General features: G+C 70.1%; 27 protein-coding genes and 3 pseudogenes. 13 read left to right on the plus strand and 17 right to left on the minus strand.

Annotated elements, in window-relative coordinates; all coding sequences use genetic code 11:
- Window positions 1-7: 7 nt before the first annotated feature.
- Window positions 8-394: a hypothetical protein gene (locus tag OHA58_RS36270; protein ID WP_405483929.1), complete on the minus strand. Its 387-nt coding sequence runs from the start codon at window positions 392-394 to the stop codon at window positions 8-10.
- A gap of 143 nt (window positions 395-537) precedes the next feature.
- On the opposite strand from OHA58_RS36270, the pseudogene OHA58_RS36275 reads away from it, so the two are divergent.
- Both OHA58_RS36275 and OHA58_RS36280 read left to right on the plus strand, forming a co-directional pair.
- Window positions 538-807, plus strand: a pseudogene (locus OHA58_RS36275) (hypothetical protein); the annotation flags it as partial.
- Window positions 795-953, plus strand: a complete 159-nt coding sequence (locus OHA58_RS36280) for a hypothetical protein (RefSeq protein WP_405483930.1) — start codon at window positions 795-797, stop codon at window positions 951-953. The pseudogene OHA58_RS36275 and the gene OHA58_RS36280, both read left to right, overlap by 13 nt.
- A 217-nt stretch (window positions 954-1170) precedes the next feature.
- On the opposite strand, the gene OHA58_RS36285 is transcribed toward OHA58_RS36280, so the two are convergent.
- From OHA58_RS36285 to OHA58_RS36295, 3 genes are all read right to left on the minus strand, one after another.
- Window positions 1171-2241 (minus strand): NAD(+)/NADH kinase, encoded by a 1071-nt coding sequence (locus OHA58_RS36285; protein WP_405483931.1) that lies wholly within the window; start codon window positions 2239-2241, stop codon window positions 1171-1173.
- A gap of 435 nt (window positions 2242-2676) precedes the next feature.
- Window positions 2677-2964, minus strand: coding sequence for a DUF6332 family protein (locus OHA58_RS36290; protein WP_405483932.1), 288 nt, complete (start codon window positions 2962-2964; stop codon window positions 2677-2679).
- An 85-nt stretch (window positions 2965-3049) separates the two neighbouring features.
- Window positions 3050-4429: an NAD-binding protein gene (locus tag OHA58_RS36295; RefSeq protein WP_405483933.1), complete on the minus strand. Its 1380-nt coding sequence runs from the start codon at window positions 4427-4429 to the stop codon at window positions 3050-3052.
- A 556-nt stretch (window positions 4430-4985) separates the two neighbouring features.
- Between OHA58_RS36295 and OHA58_RS36300 the strand changes: the two genes are divergently transcribed.
- Together OHA58_RS36300 and OHA58_RS36305 are read left to right on the plus strand one after the other, a co-directional pair.
- Window positions 4986-6440 carry a ferric reductase-like transmembrane domain-containing protein gene (locus OHA58_RS36300; protein WP_405483934.1) on the plus strand — a complete coding sequence of 485 codons (1455 nt, stop codon included), beginning with the start codon at window positions 4986-4988 and terminating at the stop codon, window positions 6438-6440.
- A gap of 31 nt (window positions 6441-6471) precedes the next feature.
- Window positions 6472-6645, plus strand: a complete 174-nt coding sequence (locus OHA58_RS36305; protein ID WP_266666324.1) for a hypothetical protein — start codon at window positions 6472-6474, stop codon at window positions 6643-6645.
- A 25-nt stretch (window positions 6646-6670) separates the two neighbouring features.
- On the opposite strand, the gene OHA58_RS36310 is transcribed toward OHA58_RS36305, so the two are convergent.
- Together OHA58_RS36310 and OHA58_RS36315 are read right to left on the minus strand one after the other, a co-directional pair.
- On the minus strand, window positions 6671-7384 hold the full coding sequence (locus OHA58_RS36310) for a Clp protease N-terminal domain-containing protein (protein WP_405483935.1): 714 nt from the start codon (window positions 7382-7384) through the stop codon (window positions 6671-6673).
- Window positions 7384-7605, minus strand: coding sequence for a helix-turn-helix domain-containing protein (locus OHA58_RS36315; RefSeq protein ID WP_405483936.1), 222 nt, complete (start codon window positions 7603-7605; stop codon window positions 7384-7386). Before OHA58_RS36315 ends, OHA58_RS36310 begins: the two co-directional genes overlap by 1 nt.
- A gap of 75 nt (window positions 7606-7680) precedes the next feature.
- Here OHA58_RS36315 and OHA58_RS36320 point away from each other — a divergent pair.
- The 6 genes and pseudogenes from OHA58_RS36320 to OHA58_RS36345 form a co-directional block, all read left to right on the plus strand.
- Window positions 7681-8199: pseudogene (locus OHA58_RS36320) on the plus strand (MFS transporter); the annotation flags it as partial.
- Between the two features lie 161 nt (window positions 8200-8360).
- On the plus strand, window positions 8361-9476 hold the full coding sequence (locus tag OHA58_RS36325) for an MFS transporter (RefSeq protein WP_405483937.1): 1116 nt from the start codon (window positions 8361-8363) through the stop codon (window positions 9474-9476).
- The gene (locus OHA58_RS36330) at window positions 9473-11773 is read left to right on the plus strand and encodes a molybdopterin oxidoreductase family protein (protein WP_405483938.1); all 2301 of its coding nucleotides are present in this window, start codon (window positions 9473-9475) and stop codon (window positions 11771-11773) included. Before OHA58_RS36325 ends, OHA58_RS36330 begins: the two co-directional genes overlap by 4 nt.
- A 9-nt stretch (window positions 11774-11782) precedes the next feature.
- Window positions 11783-12385 carry a 4Fe-4S dicluster domain-containing protein gene (locus OHA58_RS36335; RefSeq protein WP_100594407.1) on the plus strand — a complete coding sequence of 201 codons (603 nt, stop codon included), beginning with the start codon at window positions 11783-11785 and terminating at the stop codon, window positions 12383-12385.
- Complete coding sequence (locus OHA58_RS36340; RefSeq protein WP_405483939.1) at window positions 12382-13038, plus strand: ubiquinol-cytochrome c reductase iron-sulfur subunit; 657 nt, start codon at window positions 12382-12384, stop codon at window positions 13036-13038. The genes OHA58_RS36335 and OHA58_RS36340 overlap by 4 nt, the downstream gene beginning before the upstream one ends.
- Entirely contained in the window at window positions 13035-13412 is a 378-nt protein-coding gene (locus OHA58_RS36345; protein ID WP_405483940.1) for a hypothetical protein, read from the plus strand. The genes OHA58_RS36340 and OHA58_RS36345 overlap by 4 nt, the downstream gene beginning before the upstream one ends.
- A 22-nt stretch (window positions 13413-13434) precedes the next feature.
- Here the strand turns inward: OHA58_RS36345 and OHA58_RS36350 are convergent, their stop codons facing one another.
- The 3 genes from OHA58_RS36350 to OHA58_RS36360 all read right to left on the minus strand — a co-directional run bounded on the left by OHA58_RS36350 (window position 13435) and on the right by OHA58_RS36360 (window position 15569).
- Window positions 13435-14223, minus strand: a complete 789-nt coding sequence (locus OHA58_RS36350; RefSeq protein ID WP_405483941.1) for a recombinase family protein — start codon at window positions 14221-14223, stop codon at window positions 13435-13437.
- 241 nt (window positions 14224-14464) lie between these two features.
- Window positions 14465-14890 carry a DUF4267 domain-containing protein gene (locus OHA58_RS36355; RefSeq protein WP_405483942.1) on the minus strand — a complete coding sequence of 142 codons (426 nt, stop codon included), beginning with the start codon at window positions 14888-14890 and terminating at the stop codon, window positions 14465-14467.
- Window positions 14891-15122: 232 nt separating this feature from the next.
- Entirely contained in the window at window positions 15123-15569 is a 447-nt protein-coding gene (locus tag OHA58_RS36360; protein ID WP_405483943.1) for an anthrone oxygenase family protein, read from the minus strand.
- 91 nt (window positions 15570-15660) lie between these two features.
- Between OHA58_RS36360 and OHA58_RS36365 the strand changes: the two genes are divergently transcribed.
- Window positions 15661-16239 (plus strand): TetR/AcrR family transcriptional regulator, encoded by a 579-nt coding sequence (locus tag OHA58_RS36365; protein WP_405483944.1) that lies wholly within the window; start codon window positions 15661-15663, stop codon window positions 16237-16239.
- 88 nt (window positions 16240-16327) lie between these two features.
- Here the strand turns inward: OHA58_RS36365 and OHA58_RS36370 are convergent.
- The 6 genes and pseudogenes from OHA58_RS36370 to OHA58_RS36395 form a co-directional block, all read right to left on the minus strand.
- Window positions 16328-16909: pseudogene (locus OHA58_RS36370) on the minus strand (DUF4158 domain-containing protein); the annotation flags it as partial.
- Between the two features lie 244 nt (window positions 16910-17153).
- Entirely contained in the window at window positions 17154-17798 is a 645-nt protein-coding gene (locus OHA58_RS36375) for a response regulator transcription factor (RefSeq protein WP_405483945.1), read from the minus strand.
- Between the two features lie 113 nt (window positions 17799-17911).
- Entirely contained in the window at window positions 17912-19285 is a 1374-nt protein-coding gene (locus tag OHA58_RS36380) for a sensor histidine kinase (protein WP_405483946.1), read from the minus strand.
- 146 nt (window positions 19286-19431) lie between these two features.
- Window positions 19432-20229, minus strand: a complete 798-nt coding sequence (locus OHA58_RS36385) for an ABC transporter permease (RefSeq protein WP_405483947.1) — start codon at window positions 20227-20229, stop codon at window positions 19432-19434.
- A complete protein-coding gene (locus OHA58_RS36390) occupies window positions 20226-20969 on the minus strand; it encodes an ABC transporter ATP-binding protein (RefSeq protein ID WP_405483948.1) in 744 nt (247 codons plus the stop codon). The genes OHA58_RS36385 and OHA58_RS36390 overlap by 4 nt, the downstream gene beginning before the upstream one ends.
- Window positions 20970-21099: 130 nt before the next feature.
- Window positions 21100-21999, minus strand: coding sequence for a phosphotransferase family protein (locus OHA58_RS36395; protein WP_405483949.1), 900 nt, complete (start codon window positions 21997-21999; stop codon window positions 21100-21102).
- Window positions 22000-22089: 90 nt separating this feature from the next.
- On the opposite strand from OHA58_RS36395, the gene OHA58_RS36400 reads away from it, so the two are divergent.
- On the plus strand, window positions 22090-22362 hold the full coding sequence (locus tag OHA58_RS36400; RefSeq protein ID WP_405483950.1) for a hypothetical protein: 273 nt from the start codon (window positions 22090-22092) through the stop codon (window positions 22360-22362).
- 66 nt (window positions 22363-22428) lie between these two features.
- On the opposite strand, the gene OHA58_RS36405 is transcribed toward OHA58_RS36400, so the two are convergent.
- Window positions 22429-23595, minus strand: a complete 1167-nt coding sequence (locus OHA58_RS36405; RefSeq protein WP_405483951.1) for a lipase family protein — start codon at window positions 23593-23595, stop codon at window positions 22429-22431.
- Window positions 23596-24056: 461 nt separating this feature from the next.
- Here OHA58_RS36405 and OHA58_RS36410 point away from each other — a divergent pair, with 461 nt between their 5' ends.
- On the plus strand, window positions 24057-24410 hold the full coding sequence (locus tag OHA58_RS36410; protein ID WP_405483952.1) for a VOC family protein: 354 nt from the start codon (window positions 24057-24059) through the stop codon (window positions 24408-24410).
- Here OHA58_RS36410 and OHA58_RS36415 read toward each other — a convergent pair.
- Complete coding sequence (locus tag OHA58_RS36415) at window positions 24407-24823, minus strand: cytidine deaminase (RefSeq protein ID WP_405483953.1); 417 nt, start codon at window positions 24821-24823, stop codon at window positions 24407-24409. The genes OHA58_RS36410 and OHA58_RS36415 overlap by 4 nt on opposite strands.
- Between the last annotated feature and the right edge of the window lie 22 nt (window positions 24824-24845).

The following is a 24845-nucleotide window of genomic DNA, read 5'->3' on the forward strand; positions in this document are numbered from 1 at the left end:
CCGGCAATCAGCCGACCAGATGCAGATCCCCACGCCAACTCCCACATTGCACGCTGCCGGTGGAGAAGCAGATCTCCAGGCCGACCCGTCCGGTACGGACGTCGAACCTCTGGTCCACTGCGAGCACGACCTCACCCGCGTAGCGGGCAAACGGCGTCCCGCGCTCACTCGCCACCACCTCGACCCGGCCGCTCTCACCAAGGTCGTATCCCTCGTGGGGTGCCGTCTCATCCACGATCAGGCACCAGTCGGAGCCAGCGGTGATGTGGATGTAGTCACCGACGTCGTCGACGAGCCAGATCTCCAGCGGGCCGGCCGCATCGTCGCAATCGTGGCGGTGCCAGGCAGCCACGACCTGCTTCACACGACGTCCCGCCAGGCGGTCGGGGTCCACCCCCGCTCCATGCAGCGGACACTCGTGCGGTTCCGTCGATGTCACCCGCAGACCGTACCCGGCGCCCGCGCGGCAGGTCACAGGGATTACGGGACACCCCTTAGATCTAAAACTGACGGTCGTTATTGACAGGTGGGTCTCTCAACGGCCTGCTGATCTCCGTGATGGAACCGGTGGACGGACGACTGCGCTGGCGGATCCGACGTAACCAGGAGTGGCATCAACTGCTCACTGAGCAGCAGGAGTTGTACGGGTCCATCGCGTCGCGCGACCCTGAAAGGGCGCGCGCGAGCGCACTCGCGCACGTCCGCACGAACCGTGCGTCAACGCTGCGACACCTCTTCGGGGATACACGGCTTCCGCCTTCGCCTACAACATCGGACTGGTCATCGGAGGGGCCGTGCCTCCGCTGATCGGCGCCACGATGACCGCCGCTCACGGCGCCTTCTCGTTTGGCCTCTTCCTGGCCCTCCTGTGCCTGGTCAGCCTGCTCAGCGCGATCGGCCTGCCGCAGACACGCGGACGGGACCTCGCCGACGTCCTGGCGCCCCCGCGCTGACCTACGGCCGCATCGTTTTCCGAACTGCCGACGTCGCCGGATCGCCTCCATGGCCCCGGATGTGTGGCAATTCGATGCGGCCGGTCCGGTCCGGTCGGTTCGGACCTGCCCGCCCGTGGCGGCCTGAGCGAGCACCGGAGGCCGCATGGGGCGAGGGCCAACGGGCTACCTCCTGCGTGAGGGGCGTCAGACGGCCTCGGCGGGGCTCCCGATGCCGTCACTGACCGATGGGAGGATCCGGAACCGGCAGCATCTCGAGATGGGCGATGTCCGCGGGTGGAGGCGTGGAGATAGACCACAGCCGGGGCGGGCATCCGTCGGCGACGGCGGCCGGGGCGTCGGTGAGGTTCATCCGCTCGCGCAAGCGGCCGTAGAAATCCATCGATGCGAGGCGTACGGCCCGCAGGCGGCGTGGGGCGGCGTACACCGCGATCCAGTCGCCTGGATCCAGCACGCCTCGGAGCTGGCCGTCGATGCTGACGGCAGCCTGCCCGGACCGTTCGAGGATGCGCAGGGCGACTGGTTCGTCGAGGGCGGCGACGATGGACCGGTTGAACGCCATGTGCGGGGCCACCGGTGTGAAGACGAGGGCGTCGGCGCGGGGTGAGACGACGGGCCCTCCGGCGGCGAAGCTGTAGGCGGTCGAGCCTGTAGGGGTGGCCACCAGTAGCGCGTCGGCGGAGTAGGACGCCAGCAGTCGGCCGCAGATGTAGACGCCGACCGACACTTGGCGGTCTCTGGTGAGCTTTTCCACGACGATGTCGTTGAGCGCGGTGACGTTCAAGGGGGTACCCCACTCGTCGTCGCCCTTGAGGTCCGGGTGTACCGGGGGCGGCCGCATCAGTCGCCCATGGCCGTACTGCACCCAGTCCTCCACGTCCTTGGGAACTTCCAGGCGGCGGGAGGCCCGCATCGCGAGCAGCATGCGACTGTCGACCTCGAACCGTCCCTCGTGTACCGCGTCGAGCGCCGAACGCACGTCCTCGGCCGATACATCCGTCAAGAATCCCACGCGCCCCAGGTCGACTCCCAGAACCAGCGCATCGTCCTCCACGGCGAGCCGTGCGCCGCGTAGGAAGGTGCCGTCCCCGCCCAGCGTGACGATGAGATCGGGATGGTCGGCGGCGTCGAGCTCGGTACGGTCGTCACGAGGCCCACCGTTGTGCCACACATCGATGTCCGTGGACCGCACGGCGTTCTCATCGCACCATGCACGGACGACCCGACCTGCTTCTACGGCCTCAGCGCGCCCGCCGTGAACGACGAGGCCGACTCGGCTCACCGACAATTTCGCCTCCGAAGGTGACCGCGTGCCTCGACCGATTCGGCCGGCCGCGTCTCGTTGTGACTGCTGCCCCGGTGAGTGCAGCGGTCACGACGGCGAGGTCGGCGCGCGCCGCGCCGACCGGACGCGCTTTTGGCTCGTACGGCTCATCGTGTTCGGTACGTCCTCGGCACATAGCCGGAGTATCCCGGAGGACCGTACGACCACTCCTTCCGAGCCATCCACACCCGCCACCATCCACACGCGGTCCTCCCGGACCGCCAACCATGGTCAGGGTGCCGATGACTCCACCCGACTCGGGACAGTCCGGAGCCTCCATCGGACCCGGAGCGGTTCAACCGCGCCAAGGACGCCGACGCGCCAAGGACGCCGAGATCCTGTCCCCGCGCCACCAGATCACCGTCATGATGCGGTCTCCGCCGTTGACCTGACATCCCGTCAGCGGTTTGGCGATCCGAACCGCCACAGGACGTGTACGACACGCAGCACCGCAAGAACGCCGCCCACGACAGTCCCCGTAGCCAGCAACAACTGTTCAATGGCGGGAGGGAGGTGCCAGACCGCGGCGGGGCCGGCGATGGTCCCGAACGCGACACCGCCGAGGAAGCACGCGCTGACCAGCGCATAGCCGATCTCGACGGTGATCGCGTCCCGCTCGGCCTGGCTGCGCCGTTTCGACCCCATGCGGGAAGCATCGCAGCCGGAGCGACGGGCGGCCACGTACATGCAGCTCTTCAGGTTGTGTCCGACAAATGATCTCTGCGACACCTCGGTGTCCGAGGTGTCGCAGAGTGTGGCCCATGGAGGGCCCTCAGTTCGTGGCCGCTGATGCCTCGACGTCCGACGCGGTGCGGCCGGTCTCGCTCTCGTTCGCGCCCTGCCGGGGATCGGTGGGGCGTGTGTCCCACGTGGCGAGGTCGACCACCTGGCCGTCCGGGAACAGGGCGCAGGTGCGGTCCTCGGCGACGAAGACGCTGGACGGTTCGGCGCCCAGTACCGACGCGGCGACGAACGCGCCGACGATGCGCGGGAAGTCGCAGACCGCGCCGATCCGGAACAGGGACTGCGAGTCCGTCGTGACCTCGTCGCTCCCGGCGCGCAGGATGATCCGCTGGTCGGGGGCGACAGCCCGGGCCGCGACCGCGACCGCCATGTTCGCCAGACTGTCAGAGCCGACCGCGGCAAGACCGCGGGCCCGCAGGACGGAGAGGCGTTCGAGCAGGAAGCGGTCGCCGCCCCGGCCGAGGACGACGGGGATGTTCAGGGAGCGGGCCAGGGGGAGGCACGCCGCCTGGGGGTTGCGTTCCACGGCGACGACCTTGATGCCGAGGTCCTTCAGCCGCGCGGACAGCCGCAGGCCCACCTGTCCGAGGCCGACGACGATGACGTGGCCGCGGCGCGGGATGGAGCGGGCACCCAGGATGCTCGTCATGCGGTGCCCGGTGAACCGGTCGACGACGCTCGCGGTGAAGATGGCCGCCAGTACCAGGACGGCGAGCATGGAGACGGCGGACAGGACCTTGTACCAGCCGGGTCCGTGCTCGGCCGCCGGCGAGGAGCCGATCGTGGTGAGGGCGCGGGCGGCGTTCCACACGGAGTCGGTCCAGTGCTCGTGCAGGACGAGGACGCCGAGCGCGATGTCCACCGAGAAGGCCACCGACAGAGCGGCCAGACTCGCGATGAGCGCCTTGGCCGAGGTCCCGAGGGAGCGCAGCCACGCACGGAAGGACGCCCGGGGGTGAACGGGTGCGTGGGCCGCGAGAGCACGTCCGTGCAGGTGCTCGACGGAAGTGGTCCCGTCCTCCCGCCGGACCGCGATGACGCCGCCGCCGTCGGGCTGGAGCATGGCGTAGTTCGGAGCGAGGCACTCGGCCAGGAGGCTCGGCACGATGGCATCGGTCATGCTCAGGACGGTGCAATTGGGGACCGTACGGGAGACCTCGTCGGCGACCGTGCGGTCGAAAAGGGTCACGACCAAGCGGATGCCCGGCTTGAGATGTTCGGCCAGCAAGGCATAGCGCAGGGCGACGATGTCGTCACGTGAGACGACAGCGACGGCGTCGACGGACTGCTCGAGGTGCTCGCGCAGCGTGTCGTCGTCGGGCCGCGGCAGGCGGTGCACCGTGCCGTACCAGCGGCCGATGTGGGCGGCGGCGGAGCGCCCCAGCGCCTCGTCGTCCTCGATGATCACAATGCGCTGACCCGGCGCGGGTATGTGGGGAGGTGCCTCGTCCTGAAATGTCTGCGGGTTCAAACCGTCGGCCTTTCTGCACGGGTGGGGGCTGCTCTGAGCCGCCTGGTGATCAGTGCGCCCGTCATGCCTGGTCGAGGCTCGGTGCGGGGGCTTCGGCGCGGGCCGGTCTGGCCGGCACATCTGTCTCGTGAGCCGTGTCCGATGAGTGAGGCACGGTCGGGAGGAGCCGAATACGTGTTCTTTGTACCAGGGGGCCAGTGGTTCGTATCTCGCTCCACAGGGGCGTCGGTTCCCCGGCCAGTCCGACATTGTGTACAAGAAGTTCAAGTCCTTTGTGCGGTACGGGAGTCACTGTTGTCCGCGACGGTGACCTCCCGGCGAAGAAGCCGGAAACGTGGAGCAGCGTTTGCGGCGCGGTCGTGCGGCCCTGCGTCCGGGTCGGAGGTGGCCGTGGCTTAACCACTCGTGAGGCGATCCTCAAGCCCGCCTTAAGGATCAGCGTTAGGGCTCTGACCTGGCTCTTTTCGCCACTCCCCACCCCTACTGTGGCTGCGTGACGACCGAGGCCGCCAGCGCATCCGAACTCTCCAGGTACCCCGCACTGAACGCGTACCTGCGCCACGTCGAGGGCCCGGGCGCGGAACTCCCGCCCATACCCCCGCGGCCCACCCGCCGGCCCCGCATCGGCCGCCCCGCCGCGCCCCTTCGCGTCTCGCCCCGTGGGCTGCGCGCCGGCATCGGCGCGGGCGGCATCGGCGTCAGCGCCCTGTGGGCCGTGCAGGCCGAACCGTCGGCGCGCCTCGACGTGCTCTTCGCGACCGGCGCGCACCTCACCGGACTGCTCGCCGGCTACGGCATCCTCGTCATGCTCTTCCTCATGGCGCGCATCCCCGCGGTCGAGCACGGAGTCGGCGCCGACCGCCTCGCCCGCCGTCACGCCACCGGGGGCCGCCACGTCCTGGAGCTGTGCGCGGCCCATCTGGTCCTCGCGGTGTGCGGATACGCCACCCACGCCGGCACGGACCTCGTCTCCACCGTCGTTGACCTCCTCGGCTACCCGGCCATCGCGGCCGCGTCCGCCGGTACGGGCCTGCTCGTCGCCGTCGGGGTGAGCAGCGCTCGTGCGGTGCGCCGGCGTGTCACCCACGAGACGTGGCGGGCCCTGCATCTGCTCACCTACCTGGGCGCGGCGCTGGGCTTCGTGCATCAACTCGCGGGTCCGGACGTGGCAAGCGGCGTCGTCACGCGGTGGCTGTGGGCCCTCCTGCACGGGACCGTCGCCGTACTGCTCGTCTGGTACCGGCTGGTCGTGCCCATCCATCAGGCGCTACGGCACAGCCTGCGCGTGGTCGCCGTCCACGGCGAAGGGCCCGGCGTCTTCTCCGTCGTCATGCAGGGCATCGGGCTCGACGGACTGCGTGCCGAGCCCGGCCAGTTCTTCCGCTGGCGTTTCCTCAGGGGCGGGCTCTGGCACACGTCGCTCCCGTTCTCCCTCTCGGCGCCGGTGCGCGGCGACGAACTGCGTATCACCGTCAAGGCACTTGGCCGGCACACGCGCCGCCTCCGCAGAATCGCGCCGGGCACGCGCGTCCTGGCCACCGGTCCCTTCGGCGCGCTCACCGCGCACCGCCGCACCCGCCGCAAGGTGCTGCTCCTCGCGGGCGGCGTCGGCATCACCCCTTTGCGGGCCCTGTTCGAGACGCTGCCGGGAGCGCCGGGCGACCTCACCCTCCTCTACCGCGCGAGCACGGCCGAACAGCTCGTCCTGAGTGAGGAGTTGGAGGCCATCGCCCGCAGCAGACAGGCGGCCCTGCACTATCTGCTCGGCCCATCGGACGCCTCGTTCGACCCGCTCGCACCGCAGGCCCTGCGCAATCTCGTACCCGAACTCGCCGAGCACGACGTGTACGTGTGCGGGCCGCCCGGCATGACGGCCGCGGCCACGACGGCGCTGGTACGGGCCGGGGTGCCCGAGGACCACATCCACGCAGAGTGCTTCACGTTCTGACCCGGCCCGGACCGAAACAGAGAGACCCACCATGGGACGCCACCGCAAGCCCGCAGGCCCCACGCCCCTGCCCACCCTCACGGCCCGCCGCCGTCTTGCGGCGGGGCTCGCGGGGGCCAGCGCGCTCGTCGCGACGTTCCTCGTCCTCACCGTCGACCCGGCGGCCCCGCCCGCCCCCGACCGGACCACGGCGACGGCGCCCTAGCCACATGACCGGGGGAAGGAGGGGATCAGCTCGCCTGCCGGTACCGGTCAGTGATCGCGTTGCGCAACGCCGGGGCCGAGGCGCCGAGCGCCGACAGCACTGAAGGCACGAGGCCGCTGGTCATGGTGATGAGGCTGAGGCTGAGGTGTTCGACGCCGATGTAACTGTCGTGCCGGGCCTGTGCCTCGCGGACGGTGTTCGCAAGGCTCTCCTTGGCGCGAGGAGAGAACCGGATGTGCCCGCCGGAGCGAGCGCCGGCGGCTTGGTACAGGCCCGTGGGGGCGGCCGCCGGTGCCGTGAGGACGGGGCGTCGGGCGGCGCGCCGTCGGCGCCAGTGGCGGGCGAGGGCGGTGGGCACTGCGCGACGCGGGCCGCGCCTCGAAGGGCGGCGCCCACGGTGGACGGCGCTGTCGGCGCGCGCGAGGGCTTCCGGTCCGAAGGACTCCTCGATCCTGGCGCGCACCGCGTCGATGTCGATCCCCACGGACGCCAGCGCGTCCCGGTTGAGGGTGCCGAACAGGCGGGACCCGGCCCCGAGTCCGACCAGACGCACGATCTCCTCCTCCACGCCCTCCGGCGTCACGCCGTGCTCACGCAGTACGGCGCTCGCGGGCTGGTCCGTGGAGACGAGGGCGAGCAGGAGATGCTCCGGGCCGATGTGGTTGTGGCCGAGCCGGCGGGCGTGTTCCTGGGTGTGGACCACCACGGTGCGGGCGTCCGGGCTGAAGCGTTCGAACATCATCGACTCCCTAGCAGGCGGCCGTACTTGCGGTGCACGGTCTGTTTGGTGACGCCGAGCCGCTCCGCGATGTCCTGCCAGGACCATCCCAGCTTGCGGGCGTTCTCCACCTGGAGGATCTCCAGTCGTTCGGTGAGTTCTCGTAGGGCGGCGACCGCGCGGAGCCCGGTGTCCGGGTCGCTGCTGGCGGCGCCCTCGGCGATTTCGAGTGTGCTCTCCATGGGCGTCAGCATATGCTGACGGTTCGGTTGGCGTCAACATATGCTGACGCGACAGCGGGGCCCGCGACTCGATCGGTCTCCGCCCTGACGATCATCCCGGTGCTCCTGGTCGTCCACGCCAAAGACTCCTTCATCGCGATGCTCGGAGTCGGTTTCCCGCTCGGCATCGGCGGCACCACGTTCGCCATCGGCATCCCGCTCGTGAACTCGTGGTTCCCGCCCGCCCACCGGGGGTTCGCGCTCGGTCTCTTCGGCATGGGTATGGGTGGTGTGGCCCTGTCCGGCTACTTCACGCCGCGCATCGCCGAGCACGGTGAGAACCTCCCGTTCATCGTGGGAGCCGTCGCGTTCGCCGTGTTTGCGCTGCTCGCTCTCGTCCTGATCACCGACTGCCCCGACCGGCCGGTCCCCACCAGCCCGCTCGCCACGAGGCTCGGGCAGGCGGGACGCCTGAGGGTGACGTGGGAGCTGTCGTTCCTCTACGTGATCGGGTTCGACGGCATCGTCGCGTTCGGCGTCTACCTGCCCACGTATCTGAAGACCTGGTACGAGCTCGACCCCACCGACGCGGGCATCAAAGCGGCCGGGTTCGCCCGGTCACGGTCGACCTCGCTCTCGCCGGCTGCGTCTACGCGTATGGCCGCATGCGCAACATCGGGGCGGAACGGCCGTAGGGGCGCGCGTCCCGCCGACACGCCACCCGTGCGCCTCCCATAGCGGGCAAAATACGTATAAACCTCCCTATCGTGGGCCGGGTGACTGAGCCACCACCCCCCGCCGCCGCCTCGGATGCGGCCCCCACCCTGGACGCGCCACCGCCCACCGGCGTGGTCGGCGGGCCCCGAGCGCGTTCGGTCGCGGGGCGGGCCACGCTCGTCGGCACCATCGTGTCCGTACTGCTCATCCTGGCCATCGTGTTCGGCAGCCGGATGCTCGAGGACTTCGACTCGGCGCTCCTGCCGTACGCCGTCGCGACCGTGTTCCTGGCCTTCGGTGTCGCCTACCGCTACACCATGTGGATCTCCGCCCCGGGCGCGCGCCGTCTGTTCAAGCAGGGCTGGCGCAGCCTGTTCTCGGCCGACAACTTCCGCAAGGCGCCCACCGCGCTGCCGGGGATGATCGCCACCTACCTCGGCTTCCAGAAGTTCCTCGGCGCCCGCTCGCACGCCCGCTGGGCCGCCCACCAGCTGATCTTCTGGGGCTGCATCCTGGCCGCCCTGATCACCTTCCCGCTGACCTGGGGGTGGTTCACGTTCACCTCCCCGTCCGGCGCGGGCCCCGGCTACGCGATGCGGATCTGGGGCATCAAGGTCATCGGCTTCGACTCGCTGAACATCCTCGGCTGGCTGATGTTCCACGGCCTGGACATCGCCGCCGTCCTGGTGATCCCCGGTGCCTCGTACTTCCTGTGGCGGCGCATGAAGGACCGCGGCGCCATGACCGGCCAGCGTTTCGCCTACGACCTGGTCCCGCTGATCGCCCTGATCGTCATCTCGGTGACGGGCCTGCTCCTCACCTTCTCGTCGATCTTCCTGCACGGCGGTGGCTACGAGTTCCTGGCGATCCTGCACATGGTGTCGGTGGTCTTCACCCTCATCTACATCCCGTTCGGGAAGTTCTTCCACATCGTGCAGCGGCCGGCCGCCGTCGGCATGCAGCTGTTCAAGTACACGGCCCGCAAGAACGAACAGGTCTTCCACTGCAAGCGCTGCGGTCAGCTGATCGACACCGCCCCGTACGTCGAGAACCTCCAGGGCACCATGCGCGACCTCAAGCTCGACTTCGACACCTGGACCGAGTACTGCCCGCGCTGCAAGCGGGTGCTGCGCGGTGCCGCATACCTCAGCGACGTGAAGAAGGGCTTCAAGTGACGAAGCAGTACATCCCGCTTGACCCCTCGATCGCACCGCCCGGCACCCGCAACTTCCGTGACGCGGGCGGTATTCCGGCTGACCAGTGGCACGCCGACCAGAACGGCGAGCCCCTTGTCCCCACGCACTGCTGCTTCTGCGGTGTGCAGTGCGGGATGTATCTGCGCGTCGACAAGGGCGGCAAGGTGTTCGGCGTCGAGCCCCGCAACCACGACATCAACCGGATGCGGCTCTGCCCCAAGGGCATCAACGCGTACCAGCAGGTCAACCACCCGGACCGGCTGACCGCCCCCCTCATGCGCCGCTCCCGCGACGAACCCTTCCGCGAGGCGAGCTGGGAGGAGGCTCTCGACTTCACGGTCTCCGAGATCCGCCGCATCCAGTCCGCCCACGGCAAGGACGCGTTCGGGCTGCTCGGCGGGGCGAGCCTGTTCTCCGAGAAGACGTACCTGGTCGGCAAGTTCGCGCGCGTCGCCCTCAAGACGAAGCACGTCGACTACAACGGCCGCCTGTGCATGGTCTCCGCCGCCGGCGCCAACAAGCTGGCCTTCGGCATCGACCGGGCCGGCAACCCCTTCTCCGACATCCTCCTCTCCGACTGCCTGCTGATCGCCGGGTCGAACGTGGGGGAGTGCTTCCCGGTGATGACCCAGTACGTGTGGGGAGCCCGCGACCGGGGTGCCGTCCTCATCGTCATCGACCCGCGCGAGACGGCCATCGCCCGCACGGCCGACATCCACGTAGCTCTCAAGCCGGGCACCGACTCCGCGTTCTTCAACGCCGTACTGAACGTCGTCATCCGCGAGAACCTCGTCGACGAGGAGTACGTGGCTGCGCACACCACCGGCTGGGACGAGGTCAAGGCCACCGTCGCGACGTACACCCCGGAACGGGCCGCCGAGATCTGCGGGATCCCCGCCGCACAGGTCGTCCGGGTCGCCAGGGCCTTCGCGGGCGCCAACAACGCCATGGCCTGGCACGCCCGGGGCATCGAGCACCACACGCAAGGCGTCGAGAACTGCCTCTCCGTCATCAACCTCTGCGTGGCCACCGGAAACATCGGCAAGCCGGGCGCCGGCTACGGCACCCTCACCGGGCAGGGCAACGGCCAGGGCGGCCGCGAGCACGGCCAGAAGTCCGATCTGCTGCCCGGCGGGCGCTCCATCCTGAATCCGGACCACCGACGGCAGATCTGCGAGATCTGGGGCATCGAGGAGTCCGAACTCCCCGCCGCCGGCACGTCGATGATGGAAATGGTCTGGCAGATGCAGCGCCAGGAGATCCGCGGCCTGATCGGCATCTGCAACAACCCGTTCATCTCCCTCCCCAACTACAAGACGGTCAAGGACGGTTACGACACCCTCGAGTTCCACGCCCAGTTCGACTTCTTCCTCTCCGAGACGGCGGACAACGCCCACGTCGTCTTCCCCGTCACCACCTGGGCCGAGGACGAAGGCGTGATGGCCAACGCCGAGGCCAGGGTGGTCAAGCACAACAAGGCGCAGGAGCCGCCGGAGGGCGTACGTACTGACACCTGGGTGATGTGCGAGCTGGCCCGACGCCTCGGCGTGGGAGACAAGTTCGACTATCCGGGCTCCCGCGAAGTCTTCGAGGAGCTGCGCATCGCGTCGGCCGGCACGGTCATCGACTACTACGGAATCACCTACGACCGCCTCGAGGAGACCGGCGGCATCGCCTGGCCGTGCCCCACCACCGACCACCCTGGCACCCCCCGCTTGTTCGAGGACGGCAAGTCGTACCACCCCGACGGCAAGATCCACCTCCAGACCGTGGAGTGGCACCCGCCGATGGACCCGTACGACGACGACCACCCCATGTCGCTCACCACCGGCCGCACCGTCGCCCACTTCCTGTCCGGCAACCAGACGCGCCGGCTCGGCGCCCTCGTCGAACAGACCCCGCGCCCATGGGCGGAAGTACACCCCTCGCACGGCTTCAAGAACGGTGAACCGGTACGCGTCGTGACGCGCCGGGGCAGCGAGGTCTTCCCCGCCCTGGTCACCGAGGCGATCCGCCCCGACACCGTCTTCGTGCCCTACCACTGGCCGTTCCCCACGGCCGCCAACGCGCTCACCATCGACGCCCTCGACCCCCGATCCAAGATCCCCGAGTACAAGGTCTGCGCCTGCCGCATCGAGCACGCCGAGCAGATCGACGAGGTGCCCGCGCCCCCGACCGCGCCCGGCCAGGTCGCGTACCCGGAAGCCCAGGTGTCCCGCACCGACCCCCTGCCGCCCACGGCCCCGCAGGGCCGTGGCACCGCCGAGAGGAGCTGAGGTCACGCCATGATGGGCAGAACGATCTTCATCGACCCGGGCCGGTGCATCGGCTGCCAGGCGTGCGTGTCCGCCTGCCGGGAGTGCGACTCGCACCGGGGCAAGTCCATGATTCACCTCGACTACCCCGACGAAGGCCACTCCGTGGCGTCCCTTCCCACGGTGTGCATGCACTGCGAGGACCCGGTCGCCCCGTGCGCCGAGGTGTGTCCCGCCGACGCGATCCTGGTGACCGCCGACGGTGTGGTGCAGCAGGCCGACACCACCCGCTGCATCGGCTGCGCCAACTGCGTCAACGCCTGCCCCTTCGGCGTACCGAAGATCGACCTCCAGGCCAAACTGCAGATGAAGTGCAACCTCTGCTACGACCGCACCGCCTACGGTCTCGCCCCCATGTGCGCCACGGTCTGCCCCACCGGCGCGCTCTTCTACGGCACGCTCGAGGATCTCCAGGCCGAGCGGCCGGGCGTCCAGGTCGCGGACTCCTTCACGTTCGGCGACGTCGTCGTCAACACCGGCGTGGCGATGGTCGTCCCCGCCGACAAGGTCCAGTGGCCGGTGCCCGGAGGCCTGCCGATCGTCCAGGTCAACGGGAAGGACGTGACCCGATGAGCGTCACCGAGCAGCCATCGGTTCCCGAGCACGGCACCGACGACAACTCGGCCCAGGCGGCGCTCCAGGACCGCATCTCCGCCGACTCCCTCACCACGCGCCGCGACTACCTCCGCATCGTCGCCACCGTCTCCGGCGGCCTGGCCGTCGGAGGCATCGCCGTCGCCGGGGGAGTGCTGCACCGGCACGGCGACACCGACAGCGCACCGGACGCCAAGCGGATCACGGACCGGCTCGCCCCCGGCGAGTCCATCGCCTTCCGCTACCCCGGCGAGGACGACCGCGCGGTCGCCGTCCGCCTCACGGACGGCAGCCTCGTCGGCTACTCCGCCGTCTGTACGCACCTGGCCTGCGGCGTGCTGTGGCGCAAGGACCGCGGCAGCGAGGGCGAGTTGTACTGCCCCTGCCACGAAGGCGTCTTCGACGCCCGTACCGGCGAGGTCACCGCGGGCCCGCCACCGCGCGGCCTGCCCAAGGTGCTGCTCGTAGAACAGGCCGACGGCAGCGTCTGGGCGGTCGCCACGGCCCGCTCCGGCGAGAGCCCCCAGGACGCGGTGTGCCGCGAGTTCGCCGGCTCGCGGCCTGAGGCGAGGGCCCAGCTGGGCTGCCCCGTCGCGAACGGGGCCAACGGGGGGAGGAACCAGCGGACATGAGCACCGAACAGCCCGAAGGCCTCCCCCCGATGCCCGACTACACCCCCGGCAGCGCCCAGCCGCGCCTCAACCGCCCCGTCCAGGAGCGCTACCCGCAGATCCGCCCGACCAGCGGCTACGGCGACCCCCGGATTCAGCACACGGGTCCGGGCCCCGGCGCAGGCACCGACCAGGAGCCGGAACGCTCCTCGAAACTCACCGCCCGCCTCGTCCTGGCGATGACCGTGGTCATCGGCCAGCTCTGGGGCCTCAGCGTGATCGTCAACGAGTGGATGATGGGCGAGACCGGCACGGCCTGGTGGGGCGCGGGCTTCCTGTGCCTGTCGTTCCTGGTGGTCCTGGGGCTGTGGCTGCTCGACCCGAAGGACCGCTGAACTCCCGGCCGGTCGAGGTCAGTTACGGTCCACAGGTCTGCCCTGAACTCCGGCCCCGAGCGTGGGCCGCCTCGACGGCCTCGGGGTACGCCTCCTTCTTCTCGTGCTCGGCGAGTGCGCGGTAGATGCTCGCGACGCTGGGGGTCTGGCCCTTGCGCTTGCCGGTGAGGATGATCAGGGCGGGCTGGATCTGTTCGACCGACTCGCCGATCGCTCGGCGCCGAAGCACGGTGTGCAGCATGTCCTCGGTGATGACGGGCGGCCGGCCGCCGTGCTTGCCCTTGCGGGCCGCCGCGTCGAGTCCTTCGAGGGTCGATTCCCGGATGTTCTCCCGCTCGGTCTCCGCCATCGCCGCGAAGAAGGCGAACAGCAGGCGGCCCGGTCCGCTGGGGTCGTACATCCCGGGCAGGGGCCCGGCGAGCATCTCCAGGATGAGGCCGTGGGCGGTGAGGTCGTCGGCGAGCGCGGTGAGTTCGGCGGCGTCGCGACCGAGGCGCGTCATCTCGCACACGGTGAAGATGACGCGGCAGTGCGGGGCGTGGCCCTTGATCTGCCGGGCAAGCGCGAGCGCGGCCCCGAACTGCGGGCGGACCCGTACACGGGTGCTGATCTTCTCGGAGAACACCTTGTCGCGCGGGATGCCGTGCTTGGCGAGCGCGTCGAGCTGGGACGGGAGTTCCTGGGTGAGCGTCGAGCACCTTGCGTACCCGATGCGGATGTCGGCGCTCGGGTTGTCCGGCGCGAGGGCGAGCGGGACGGGGGTGCCGGGGTGCCACGGCTGGCCGGGCCTGCGGTCGGCGGGGGTGGGCACGCGCAGGAGCTTGGCGAGCCGGGGCACCTTCGTGAAGCGGCCGGTGTGATGGGTGCCGGCGACCGCGCCGGAGCGCGAGCGGCACGGCGAGCCGGGTTCGGCCCGGCAGCGCGGGCAGGGTGGCGCTCGACCTCGTCCGCGTCGCCCGTGCAGCCGGCTGCCGCCCACTGGAAGAAGATCGTGCGCCTCGCCTTTCCCGGCAGGCGCTGACAGGCGAATGCCGACACGCGCTGAGGTGGCGTTAGGCGGGCTGCGGGGCGGGCGTTGCCGGAGCGGCCGCGGCCTTGCGGGTCTCGCGCAATATCAGCAGGCCGTTGACCACCATCAGTGTCGCGGTCAGGCAGTGGACGCCGAGCGCGGTGGCCACGGAGCCGTGGTGGGCCAGCACGGTGGTCATGTCGCCGTACGCGGCGAGGGCCTCCACCAGCAGCGCCCAGCCCAGCGCCCGGCGGTGGCCCGTCACCAGCAGGATGCCCAGGACCAGGGCCATGACGACGTCGCGGATTCCCTTGATGATCAGGAAGCCGCCGCCGTCGCCGGACGGCCAGCTCGGCAGGCCGAAGCCCGGTGCCGTCGTCTCCGGACTCAGGATGAACTCCGACCCGAACCAGAGGATGAAGAGGATGAAGGCGGCGGCCAGGACGGTGTTGATCTTCTTCAGCGGCATTGTTCTTCTCCTTGCGAGTCTTCGTCAGCTTGGTGAGCTTCGTGGAGCTTGCTGAGTCGTGTGGGGCCTGATCAGGCCGCGCGGACGCGGCTGATCGAGGGGCGTAGTTTGTCGGGATCGCCGTTGTGGGATCTGAGCGGCAGCTGCATTCCCGGATGTCGGGATTTCGGTGGCCCGCTGCCGCCCGGGGAGTGGGAGTTGTGCGCCACTGGCGCGGCGTCGGCCCGCGCGCTCAGGTGAGGGCGGCGGCCAGCAGGGCGAAGGCGGCGATGATGACGGCGACGCGGACGTAGTGCCAGCGGTCCCAGCGGTTCATCTGCTCCTTCCAGTCGGCGGGCCGGTTGTCAGGGGTCCACGTCTTGTTCCGGTTGTTGATCGGGACGAGCAGCAGAATCGACATGATCACGCTGAGCATCAGCAGCGCGCCGGCGGTGACGACGAGGCCGGTGCCGTGGTGGCGCCATCCGGCGATGGCCCAGACCGCGACGAGGACGAGCGAGCCGATGTACCAGACCGGCATCACGGCGCCGAGCATCCGGCCCCCGTGGGCGCGGCCGAGTTGGCCACTGTCCTCGGGGAGTGCGTTGAAGATCCGGTTCATGACGAAGGCGACGGAGAACTCCACCCCCACCATCAGGCCGACGACCACGGTGGTGAACACCTCGAGTGCGTTGAGCATGATGACCCCTCCTGGGATCTAGCGTTGCTAGCTGATGAGGCAACGCTAGTACTGCTGCCGCTCGATTGTCTAGCGATGCTAGGATCGAATCATGTCGGTACAGGAACGCAAGCAGCGCGAACGGGCGGAGCGCGAGCGCCTCATCGTGGCGACCGCCCGCGAACTCGCCGAGCAGCAGGGCTGGGACGCGGTCACCACCCGCCGGCTCGCCGAGCGCATCGAGTACAGCCAGCCCGTCCTCTACAGCCACTTCCGCGGCAAGCGCGAGATCATCGGCGCCGTCGCCCTGGAGGGCGCCGCGGAGATGGCCGTGGCGGTGCGGGCCGCGACCGCCGCCGCGGACGGCCCGCGCGCCCGGGTCGCCGCGCTCGCGCGCGCCTACCTCGAATTCGCCGCACGCAACCCGGCGGTCTACGACGCCATCTTCCAGCTCGACGGCGGTCTCGCGTACGCCCAGGAGGACACCCCGGAACCTCTCAAGGACGCCTTCGCCGCGCTGATGGAGAGCCTGGGCGAGGTCGCCGGGGACGGCGTCGCCCCGGGGCTGTTCACCGAGACGTTCTGGGCAGCCCTGCACGGGCTTGCGACCCTGACCCGGGCGGGACGGCTGCCGCCGGAGGACGCCGCGCAGAGGGTGGAGCTGCTGGTGGACCGGCTCGCCGTGGTCTGACACACCGGCCCGGCGGGCACGCAGCCGGGGCCCTCGGGCCCCCGCCGCTGCCTGCCTGCGGCAACGCTTCCGGTCACTCGCGTCCACATGGCGCAGCCGCAGATGCCGCGTCCGCCACCGTCGCGTACAGCCGCTGCTCGGCGATCTCGCGCACTTCCGCGACCTGCCCGGCCGGCACGCTCACCCCGGGCAGCAGCACCCGGTTCCGGCGCAGCCAGTGCACCGACTGGTTGAACAGCGCCACCGGTCCCTCGGCGTTCGTCCACGCCCGGCCGTGCAGGAACGTACGGAACAGCCGGCCCCACTCAGGGTCTTCGTACTGGTGGTAGCCGTAGGCGTCCCGGATCTCCCACGCGTGCTCGTACGTCGTGTTCAGCCGCTCGGTGTACTGCTTGATGCACGAGACGTCCTCGATGCCCAGCTCCTGGCGTAGGTGCTCGATGACCGGCCACGGCACCGCGAGCGGGTCCTCCAGGAACAACCCCACGTAGCGCACTGTGCACATCTGGAGCGCGAACCCGAGCCGGTTCCAACCCCCGCGCCGCTTGCCGACCAACGCCCGGTCGACGTCATCGAGGTAGAAGAACCTCTCCAGCTCGGGCCTCGTCGGCTCCTCGGCGAACTTCCCGTACGCCTCGGCCTGCTCATCAGTGAGAAATTCCACCGGCACGGCCGGACCGTAGCCCTGCGGCAACCAGCCCAACCGAGCTTTGCCGAACCTCGGCAGAGCCGTTGGACGCTGTGCTGAACGGCAAGATCAGCCCTTGGCGCCAACCGCTGTTCTGTTGTTCCCCGGGGCCGAACTCCGGCAGACCGGTGTCAATCACGGCCCATCAGTCCGGCCTGAACCCCCAACGGACCGGTGTCAATCACGGCCCAAAGGTCCGCCCTGAACCCCAACGCGCCGGCGTCGCTTACGACTCCAGGTAGCGCAGTACGGCCAGCACGCGCCGGTTCGCGTCCTCCGATGCGGGCAGGCCCAGCTTGCCGAAGATGGCCGCGACGTGTTTCTCGACCGTGCCCGCCGACACCACCAGCGCCTGCGCGATCGCGGCGTTCGTCCTGCCCTCGGCCATCAGCGCCAGCACCTCGCGCTCGCGTGCCGTCAGTGACTCCAGGTCGTCTCCACGACGGCTCGCACCGGCCAACTGCGTGACCACTTCCGGGTCGAGAGCGGTGCCACCGGCGGCGACGCGGGACAGAGCGTCGGTGAACTCGGCGACGTTCGCGACCCGGTCCTTGAGCAGGTAGCCGACCCCGGCTGAGCCCGCGGCGAGCAGCCTGGTCGCGTACTTCGTCTCGATGTACTGGGAGAACAGCAGCACACCCGTGCCCGGGCGCTCGCGCCGTATGTCGATCGCGGCTCGCAGGCCCTCGTCGGTGTGTGTCGGCGGCATCCGGATGTCGACGACGGTGACGTCGGGCCGGTGCTCGGCGACGGCGGCGAGGAGCGCGTCGCCGTCGGGCACGGCCGCGCACACCTCGTGGCCACGCTCGGTGAGCATCTGGGCAAGCAACTCCCGCAACACGGCGGCATCTTCGGCGATCACGATGCGCATGGGGGGCATGCTCTCACGGGTCCGACCGGGGGACGGCAGGCGCCGACGTGCTGCGCGCGACCCGTCCACGATGTCACTCACAGCGTCATCCATGGATTCCGTCACGGTGTCACTCATGCGTGGAGCGGCAGTTCCACCGTCACCGCGGTCGGCCCGCCGCTCGGGCTCGACACGTCAAGGCGCCCGTCCACCGTCCGCACCCGCTGCTGAAGGCCCGTCAACCCGCTTCCGGCGCTGAGCGTTGCCCCGCCGCGGCCGTCGTCCGCAACCCGCAGCCGCAGCAACCCGTCCTCCTGCGCCACCCGCAACACCGCCCGGCGCGCGCCGCTGTGCTTGATGACGTTGGTGAGCAGCTCCGCCGCACAGAAGTACGCGATCGTCTCGATCGCCGGCGTCGGCCGGCGCGTTACGTCCACCGAGAGCTCCACCGGCACGGTGCTCCGCGCGGCCAGTGTCGACAGCGCGTCGGGCAGGCCGTCGTCGAGGGCCGGGGGGTGGATACCGCGCGCCAGGTCACGCAGCTCGGCGAGGGCCTCGGTGGCGTTGCGGTGCGCGGTGTCCACGAGTTGCCGTACCCGAGCCGGGTCCGCGACCGGTTCTCCGTCCCCGCCCAGCCGCTCCTTCGCCATGTCGAGGCTCATCGCCAACGCGACCAGCCGGACCTGTGCCCCGTCGTGCAGATCGCGCTCCAGGCGGCGCAGCAGGGCTGCCGAGTCGTCGACGGCGAGGGCGCGGCTCTCCTCCAAACTCCTTACACGTTCGGCGAGTTGGCCCGGGCCGAGCAGCGCCCGGATGAGCCAGCGGTCCACGGCGACGACGCCACGCGTGAACCAGGGCGCCGCCAGCAGCGTCACCGCGCCGATCGTCGCCGCCACGAAGGTCCCGGCGAAACTCGTGCTGTGCGGGGCGCCACCGCCGAAGGGGATCGGCGTGATCGTCGGCATCCCCGCCTCGCCGGCAGCCGGGCGCTGGTGGAAGGCCGCCCAGCGCAGTGGTGCGGAAAGATTGAGCAGGGCGGTCAGCCACCAGCCGACGGCGTACAGGCCGAAGGCGGCGACGGGCAGCTTCACCAGCACGTACGCCACCGAACGCCACCCCGCCGCATCGCGCAGCCGAGCGTCCAGCCGCGCGAACGCCTTACCCGTCGGTCGCAGCCGCTGCGGCGCCTCCACCCGCTCGCCGAGCAACCCTTGGGCGAGCCGGCGATGCACGGCGGCGCAGCCGCGCGCGAGGCCGACCGCCGCGACGACGAGCGCAAGCCCGAGGACGGCGCCGACGAGGGAGGCGGTGAGACCGGTGCCGAGGGCGAGCAGGACAAGGACGAGGACGGTGCCGACGACGGCCAGGGGGAAGCCGATCAGGCAGTACGCGGCCTCGGCCCAGGCACGAGCCGTGAACGGCGCGCGCAGGACGGCGCCCGGGGAGACCCGACGTGAGGGCTCGGCCCGCGCGCCTTCCGGTGGCCGCTCCCCGGCTGACTCGTACATGACTCAAGTCTCCTGTACGTAAGTACCTATCCGTGTACGTCTTTGCCGTATGCCTCTGCTGTCCGTGTCTGCTCTACGTCACTGCCGTACGTCTTTGCTGTGCGCACCTGATGTAGGTACCGGCGTAGGTATCTGCCGCGGGGCGGTTACGCGTCCCGGCGCGTCAGCAGCCAGCCGCCCGCGCCGAGCGCTGCAAGTACGTATACGCACAGCACCCCGAAGCCCACCCATGGCGAGAGCACGTCGGCCACCGGCTTGGACACGGCGAGCGAGTTCCCGGCGATCATGGTCGGGAAGTACTTCGCCACCGTGACCCCGGTGAGCCCCGACAGCGCCGCGGGCAGCACGTACAGCAGCCCGACCAGTGCCCCGACGGCCGCGGCCGTGTGCCGGACGACGGCGCCCAGCGCGATACCGAGCAGCCCGACCATGGCGAGATAGGCGCCCGAGAGAACCACCGCGCGCAGCACACCCGGGTCGCCGAGGCCGGGCACCGGAACGCCGTCGGAGAGCGCGAGCCGCCCGGCGAAGAAGGTGGCGAACGCGACCACTTCGCCGAGGATCAACGTCACCGCGCCGAAGACGCCCGCCTTGGCGGCGAGGAGCAGGGGCCGGTCGGGGATCGCGGCGAGGGTGGAGCGGATCGCGCCGGAGGAGTACTCGCCGGTGACCACGAGCACGCCGAGTACGCCGACGATCAGCTGGCCGAGGGCGATCCCGGCCAGCACGTTGTTCACCGGGTCGAAGGTGCCGGCCTTGTCCGGGCTGGGGGCGTGGGTGTTGGCCATGGTCACGATGCCGATGGCGAGCATCCCGGCGACGGTGGCCACCAGCGCCCACAGAGTGGAGCGCAGGCTGCGCAGTTTGATCCACTCCATCCGCGCGGCGTGGGCGAACCCGTAGCGCCCCGCGGGCAGTGCCGGTGTCGTCCGCAGGGCGGTCACGACTGCCTCCTGGGCTGTGCCGGGGCGGTGCCCCGGTACTCGGCGCTGTCCCCGGTGAGGGCGAAGAACGCCTCCTCCAGAGACCGGCCGTCGGCGGTCAGCTCGGCGACGGTGGTGTCGGCGAGCAGCCGGCCCTGGCCGATCACGATCAAGTGGTCGGCTGTGAGCGCCATTTCACTGATGAGGTGGCTGGACAGCAGCACGGTGCGGCCCTCGGCGGCGAGGGACTTCATCAGGTTGCGGATCCAGCGCACGCCCTCCGGGTCGAGCCCGTTGACGGGCTCGTCGAAGAGCAGCACCCCCGGATCGCCGAGCAGGGCGGCGGCGATGCCGAGCCGCTGCGACATGCCCAGCGAGAAACCGCCCGCGCGCATGTGCCCCACGTCGGTGAGGCCGACGGTGTCCAGGACGGAGCGGACCCGGGCGCGGGCGATGCCGTTGGCGGCGGCCAGCGCGGCCAGGTGGTTCGCCGCGCTGCGGCCCGGGTGGTACGTACGGGCTTCGAGCAGCGCGCCGACCTCGCGCAGCGGCCAGCGCAGCTCGCAGTACGGCGTGCCGTGGATACGGGCGCTGCCCGCGTCGGGGCGGTCCAGGCCCGTGATCATGCGCATGGTGGTGGACTTCCCGGACCCGTTCGGCCCGAGGAACCCGGTCACCGCGCCCGGACGGACCTCGAAGCCGAGACCGTCCACGGCGACGGTGGGGCCGTAACGTTTGGTGAGACCGCGGACCTCGATCATGGCTGTTCCCAGGTGGATACCTTCATGCCCCGACGCTAGGCGCGCCTGCGTCCGCCCGGAACGCGGTTGGCCTCCGTCTTGAGCTGGGGGTTTTCCCCCAGGGGAGGGGTGTCTGCTGCGGTGGGGGGCTTCAGCCCTGTCCTTCCGCGCGATTGAGGAGGATCAGCGTGCGCTCGAGGAGCTTGCCCACGTTCTGAATGCCCAGTTGAAGGTTCCGCTGGTGGACGAAGACGGTGAGGTCGAGGGCGACCTGGGCGAAGCAGTAGGCCAGAACACCGGGTCCGGCCACTTGCTCGCCGGCGTCGCACAGCATCTCGAGAGCCTCGGGAGTGAAGTCGTGGGCGCTCAGAAGCGTCGCGTAGTCGAAGACTCTGGTGCCGCTGCCCAGTGCCTCGATGTCGATGACACCACTCACGCGGTCCGCGTCGAACAGGATGTTGCCGAGGCGGAAGTCGCCGTGGACCAGGTCCTCGGTGGGCAAGGTGACGGGTCCGTGAGCGGCGAGAAGCCGCTCGCAGGCGTGGACGAGGTCCCGTCCGGTCGGGCCGGTCCCGGCCGTCTGCCGCCATAGGTCCTCACCGGTCATGCGCGTGGTCACGAACCCCGACCAGCAGCGCTGCGGGTCGGGGTCGAGACCGGCGTGCATCTCCAGGACGCCGATCAGTAACCGGGCCTCGCTCGTGGTCACTTGTGGTGTGGTGTGACCAGGTGCGAGTTCCTGGATCTGGTATCCGAAGCCGTCGGTGCTGGTGCCGACGGCGAGCCAGGCGGGGGTCGGATATCCGGCCGCGCGGATCTTGGCGACGCCCGCGGCAGCCCGTTCGATCTGAGGGGCCCAGGAGAGGTCCGGGCTCCACTTCAGTACGGCTTGCCGGCCGGTGTCATCCGCGAGGAGCCAGGCTCCTGACTGGACGCCGTCGTCGAATCGATGGAGCAGCTGGAACTGCTCGCCATGCGCGCGGTTGGCCTCACACAGGATCGCCTGGGCGGTGCGCGTGTCACCGTCGTCAGACGTGGTGTTCCGGGGCACGGGGACCTCCTGGGAAAGCCGAATGTCGAACGTGCGCAGGGGACACTACGAGGGACGCTCCCCGGAGCGCACCTCGTTTACCGGCTGTGGGTGCCGCCGGCCGCCCTCAACGCCAACGCCGCGATCCTCGACAAGGACGGTGAACCCGCTGCGGAGCGTCCGGTCGTCCACGCGGGCACGGTCGAAGGTGGCTGTCCCGTGGGAGACGTCCACATGGGCTGGGACGTCGGTGAGACACACACGCTGTGCTCCGTCTTCATCGGCGACCCGTCGAAGCAGCCCGCCCGACTGGCCTGGAGCACGGACGCGGAAACCCCCGACGAGTACAAGAAGGGCGCCTCCTGGGAGTGGGTCGTCCAGTGATCGCACCTCTCGCCTCCGGTGTCCACCTGCCCTGAATGGCTCAGGGGACACCGGAGTGACACGACGTCAGCGTGCGGTGTTGAACTCGTGCACGACGTGAGGCAGCGCCTTGAGGACGGTCGTGCTGTGATCGACGTCTCCGACGTCGGTCAGCTCGAAGTCGGCTCCGTTGGTGGCCAACTGCCCTTCACAGTGCTGGGAGTTGGTGAAGGGTACGTCCTTGTCTCCTGTGGCGTGGAAGAGGTGCACGGGGACGTCCGGACGCCAATCGCAGGTGGTGTCCATCGCGTGCAGTCGGCGTCGTAGATCTCCCGTGGGGTTGCGCACCTTGTTCAGGAACTCGTCGGTGAACAGCTCCTTGGATGTGGGCGGCAGCGCGTCGGCGATCTCGCCGCCCGTGTGGTTGCCGTCGAAGAGCTCCTCCACCTTCGTGTCGTACGGGGCTCGGAACGCCTGGCCGGGGGAGTCGTACAGGCCGTACATCCGGTTCCACGCAGTGGTGAGGTAGGCGAGGTATAGGGGCGACCGATCGAGCTTGTCGTCCGCTGCGGCGGCCTCGAATCCGCTCAGGTCGAACGGGCCGGCGATGGGGGCGAGCGCACCCAGGCGGAAGTAGGCGTCGGCGCCTTGGTGCAGGGCCCGCCCGAGCAGCATGGTGGCGGGTCCGCCCTGGGAGAATCCGCTGACGAGTACCTTCCGGTCGATGTCACGGCCGGCTTCCTGAACGAACGTACGGGTCGCCCGGAGCGCGTCCAGTGGTGCGGTGACGGTTGCCTTGGGGTCACCGTAAGGGTGGATGCCCGGGCCTTCGCCCAGGCCGAGGTAGTCCGGGGCAGACACGGCGAGGCCGCTCGAGGCGAACAGCAACGCGGTGGCGCGGTCCGGGGACCGGTCGTTGACGGAGGCGACTTCGCCCCGGTACACCTCGGTGCCGTGCAGCCAGGACACGACCCGGAGGTCCTGCTTGTGGTTCTTGGGTATCGCGACCAGTGCGCTGGCCGTCGTGGGCTGCCCCTCCGTGTCGATCGTGCGGTACACGATCCGGTGGGCGCGTACGCCGTAGCGGACCTGCGCCGCGTCGATACCCGCCTTCTCCAGTCGGGCCTCGACCTGTTCGGCGCCCAGGTCCGCGACGAGGGTCGCGGAGACCAACGAGCCGCGTGCCGACCCCTGTTGGGAGGCGCCGGCGACGGTGGGTGAGGTGGAGTGCTGAGTGTCGGCGTGCCCTGTCACTGCCAATACGGTCGCCGCACACACCAGGGCGAGTGCGCCGGACGCAACGAATCTTCCGTGTAACCGGGTGAAGGTCATGCCTGCACTCTGCCGCTCCCGCCCCACGCGCCACATTGGGGCAACCCCCCGGTTCTGTAAGGGGGGTTGCCCCTGTGACGGCGTCCGGCAGCCCGCTGTGTCTACGGTCGGATCCGGGCGGCCCGGGACTCCAGACAGCGCTGCTCCCGACACCGGCGGTGGACTTCGCGGCGCGGCGATAGTGCTCGTACGCCCCGGCCGTGTCGCCGGTCTTCTCCAGGAGATGGGCCCGTACCGACAGCAGACGGTGGTGGCCGGCCAGTCGCTCGTCGCTGTCCAAGGTGGACGGCAGGGCGAGTCCGGCCGACGGGCCCTCGAGGCGACTCGTTCTTAGGGCGGTGATGACATTGAACGCGCGTCGCAGCCCGGGGAATACTCGACCCATGGCGAACCGGTGGGTGGGAGTGACCGTCGACTGCATTGACGTCGAACGAGTGTCAGCGTTCTGGAGCGTGCTGCTGGACCGGCCACGGGGACCGTCCGAGCCCGGCTGGGTCTATCTCGGCCATCGCGACGACCCGCAGCCGCGCCTGGTCTTCCAGCCCGTGGCCGAGCCGAGGGCCGGAAAGGTGCGCCTGCACCTGGATGTCTCGGTCGACGACATCGATCAGGGCGTCGCCCAAGTCATAGGTCTTGGCGGCCGGTTCACCGGCGAGCGGCACGACTACGACGAGGGCGTGGTCGTTGTGATGACCGACCCCGAGGGGCACGAGTTCTGCCTGTCCCAGTTCTACTAGTTTTCCGTGTCGAGCTGGTGGTCGGCCCACACGTAGGTTTCGGGGAGCAGGTCGGCGACGGGGACGGTCCGGAGGCGGTCGCCCGCGCCGACGATGACCTTGAGGTCCGGGAAGTAGTCGAGGAGGACCTGGCGGCACCAGCCGCACGGGGGAACGACTCCGCGGTCGCGGTCGCCCACGGCGACGATCGTGTCAAGCTCGTAGGCGCCCTGGCCGGCCGCCGCGCCGATGACGACCAGCTCGGCACAGGGGCCTCCCGTGAAGTGGTAGGCGTTCACCGCGGTGACGATCCGGCCGTCCCGGGCGCGCGCCGCGGCCGCCACGGTGTGGTTGTCGCCCCGGCAACGCGTGCGCGCGACATGGGCCGCGGCCTCGATGAGTTCGTGGTCGACGTGCTCGGTCTGCGTGGTCAATTTCTCTTCCTTCGTGAGGTGT

The organism is Streptomyces sp. NBC_00009 (genome assembly GCF_045040855.1).
Classification (GTDB): domain Bacteria; phylum Actinomycetota; class Actinomycetes; order Streptomycetales; family Streptomycetaceae; genus Streptomyces; species Streptomyces aureus.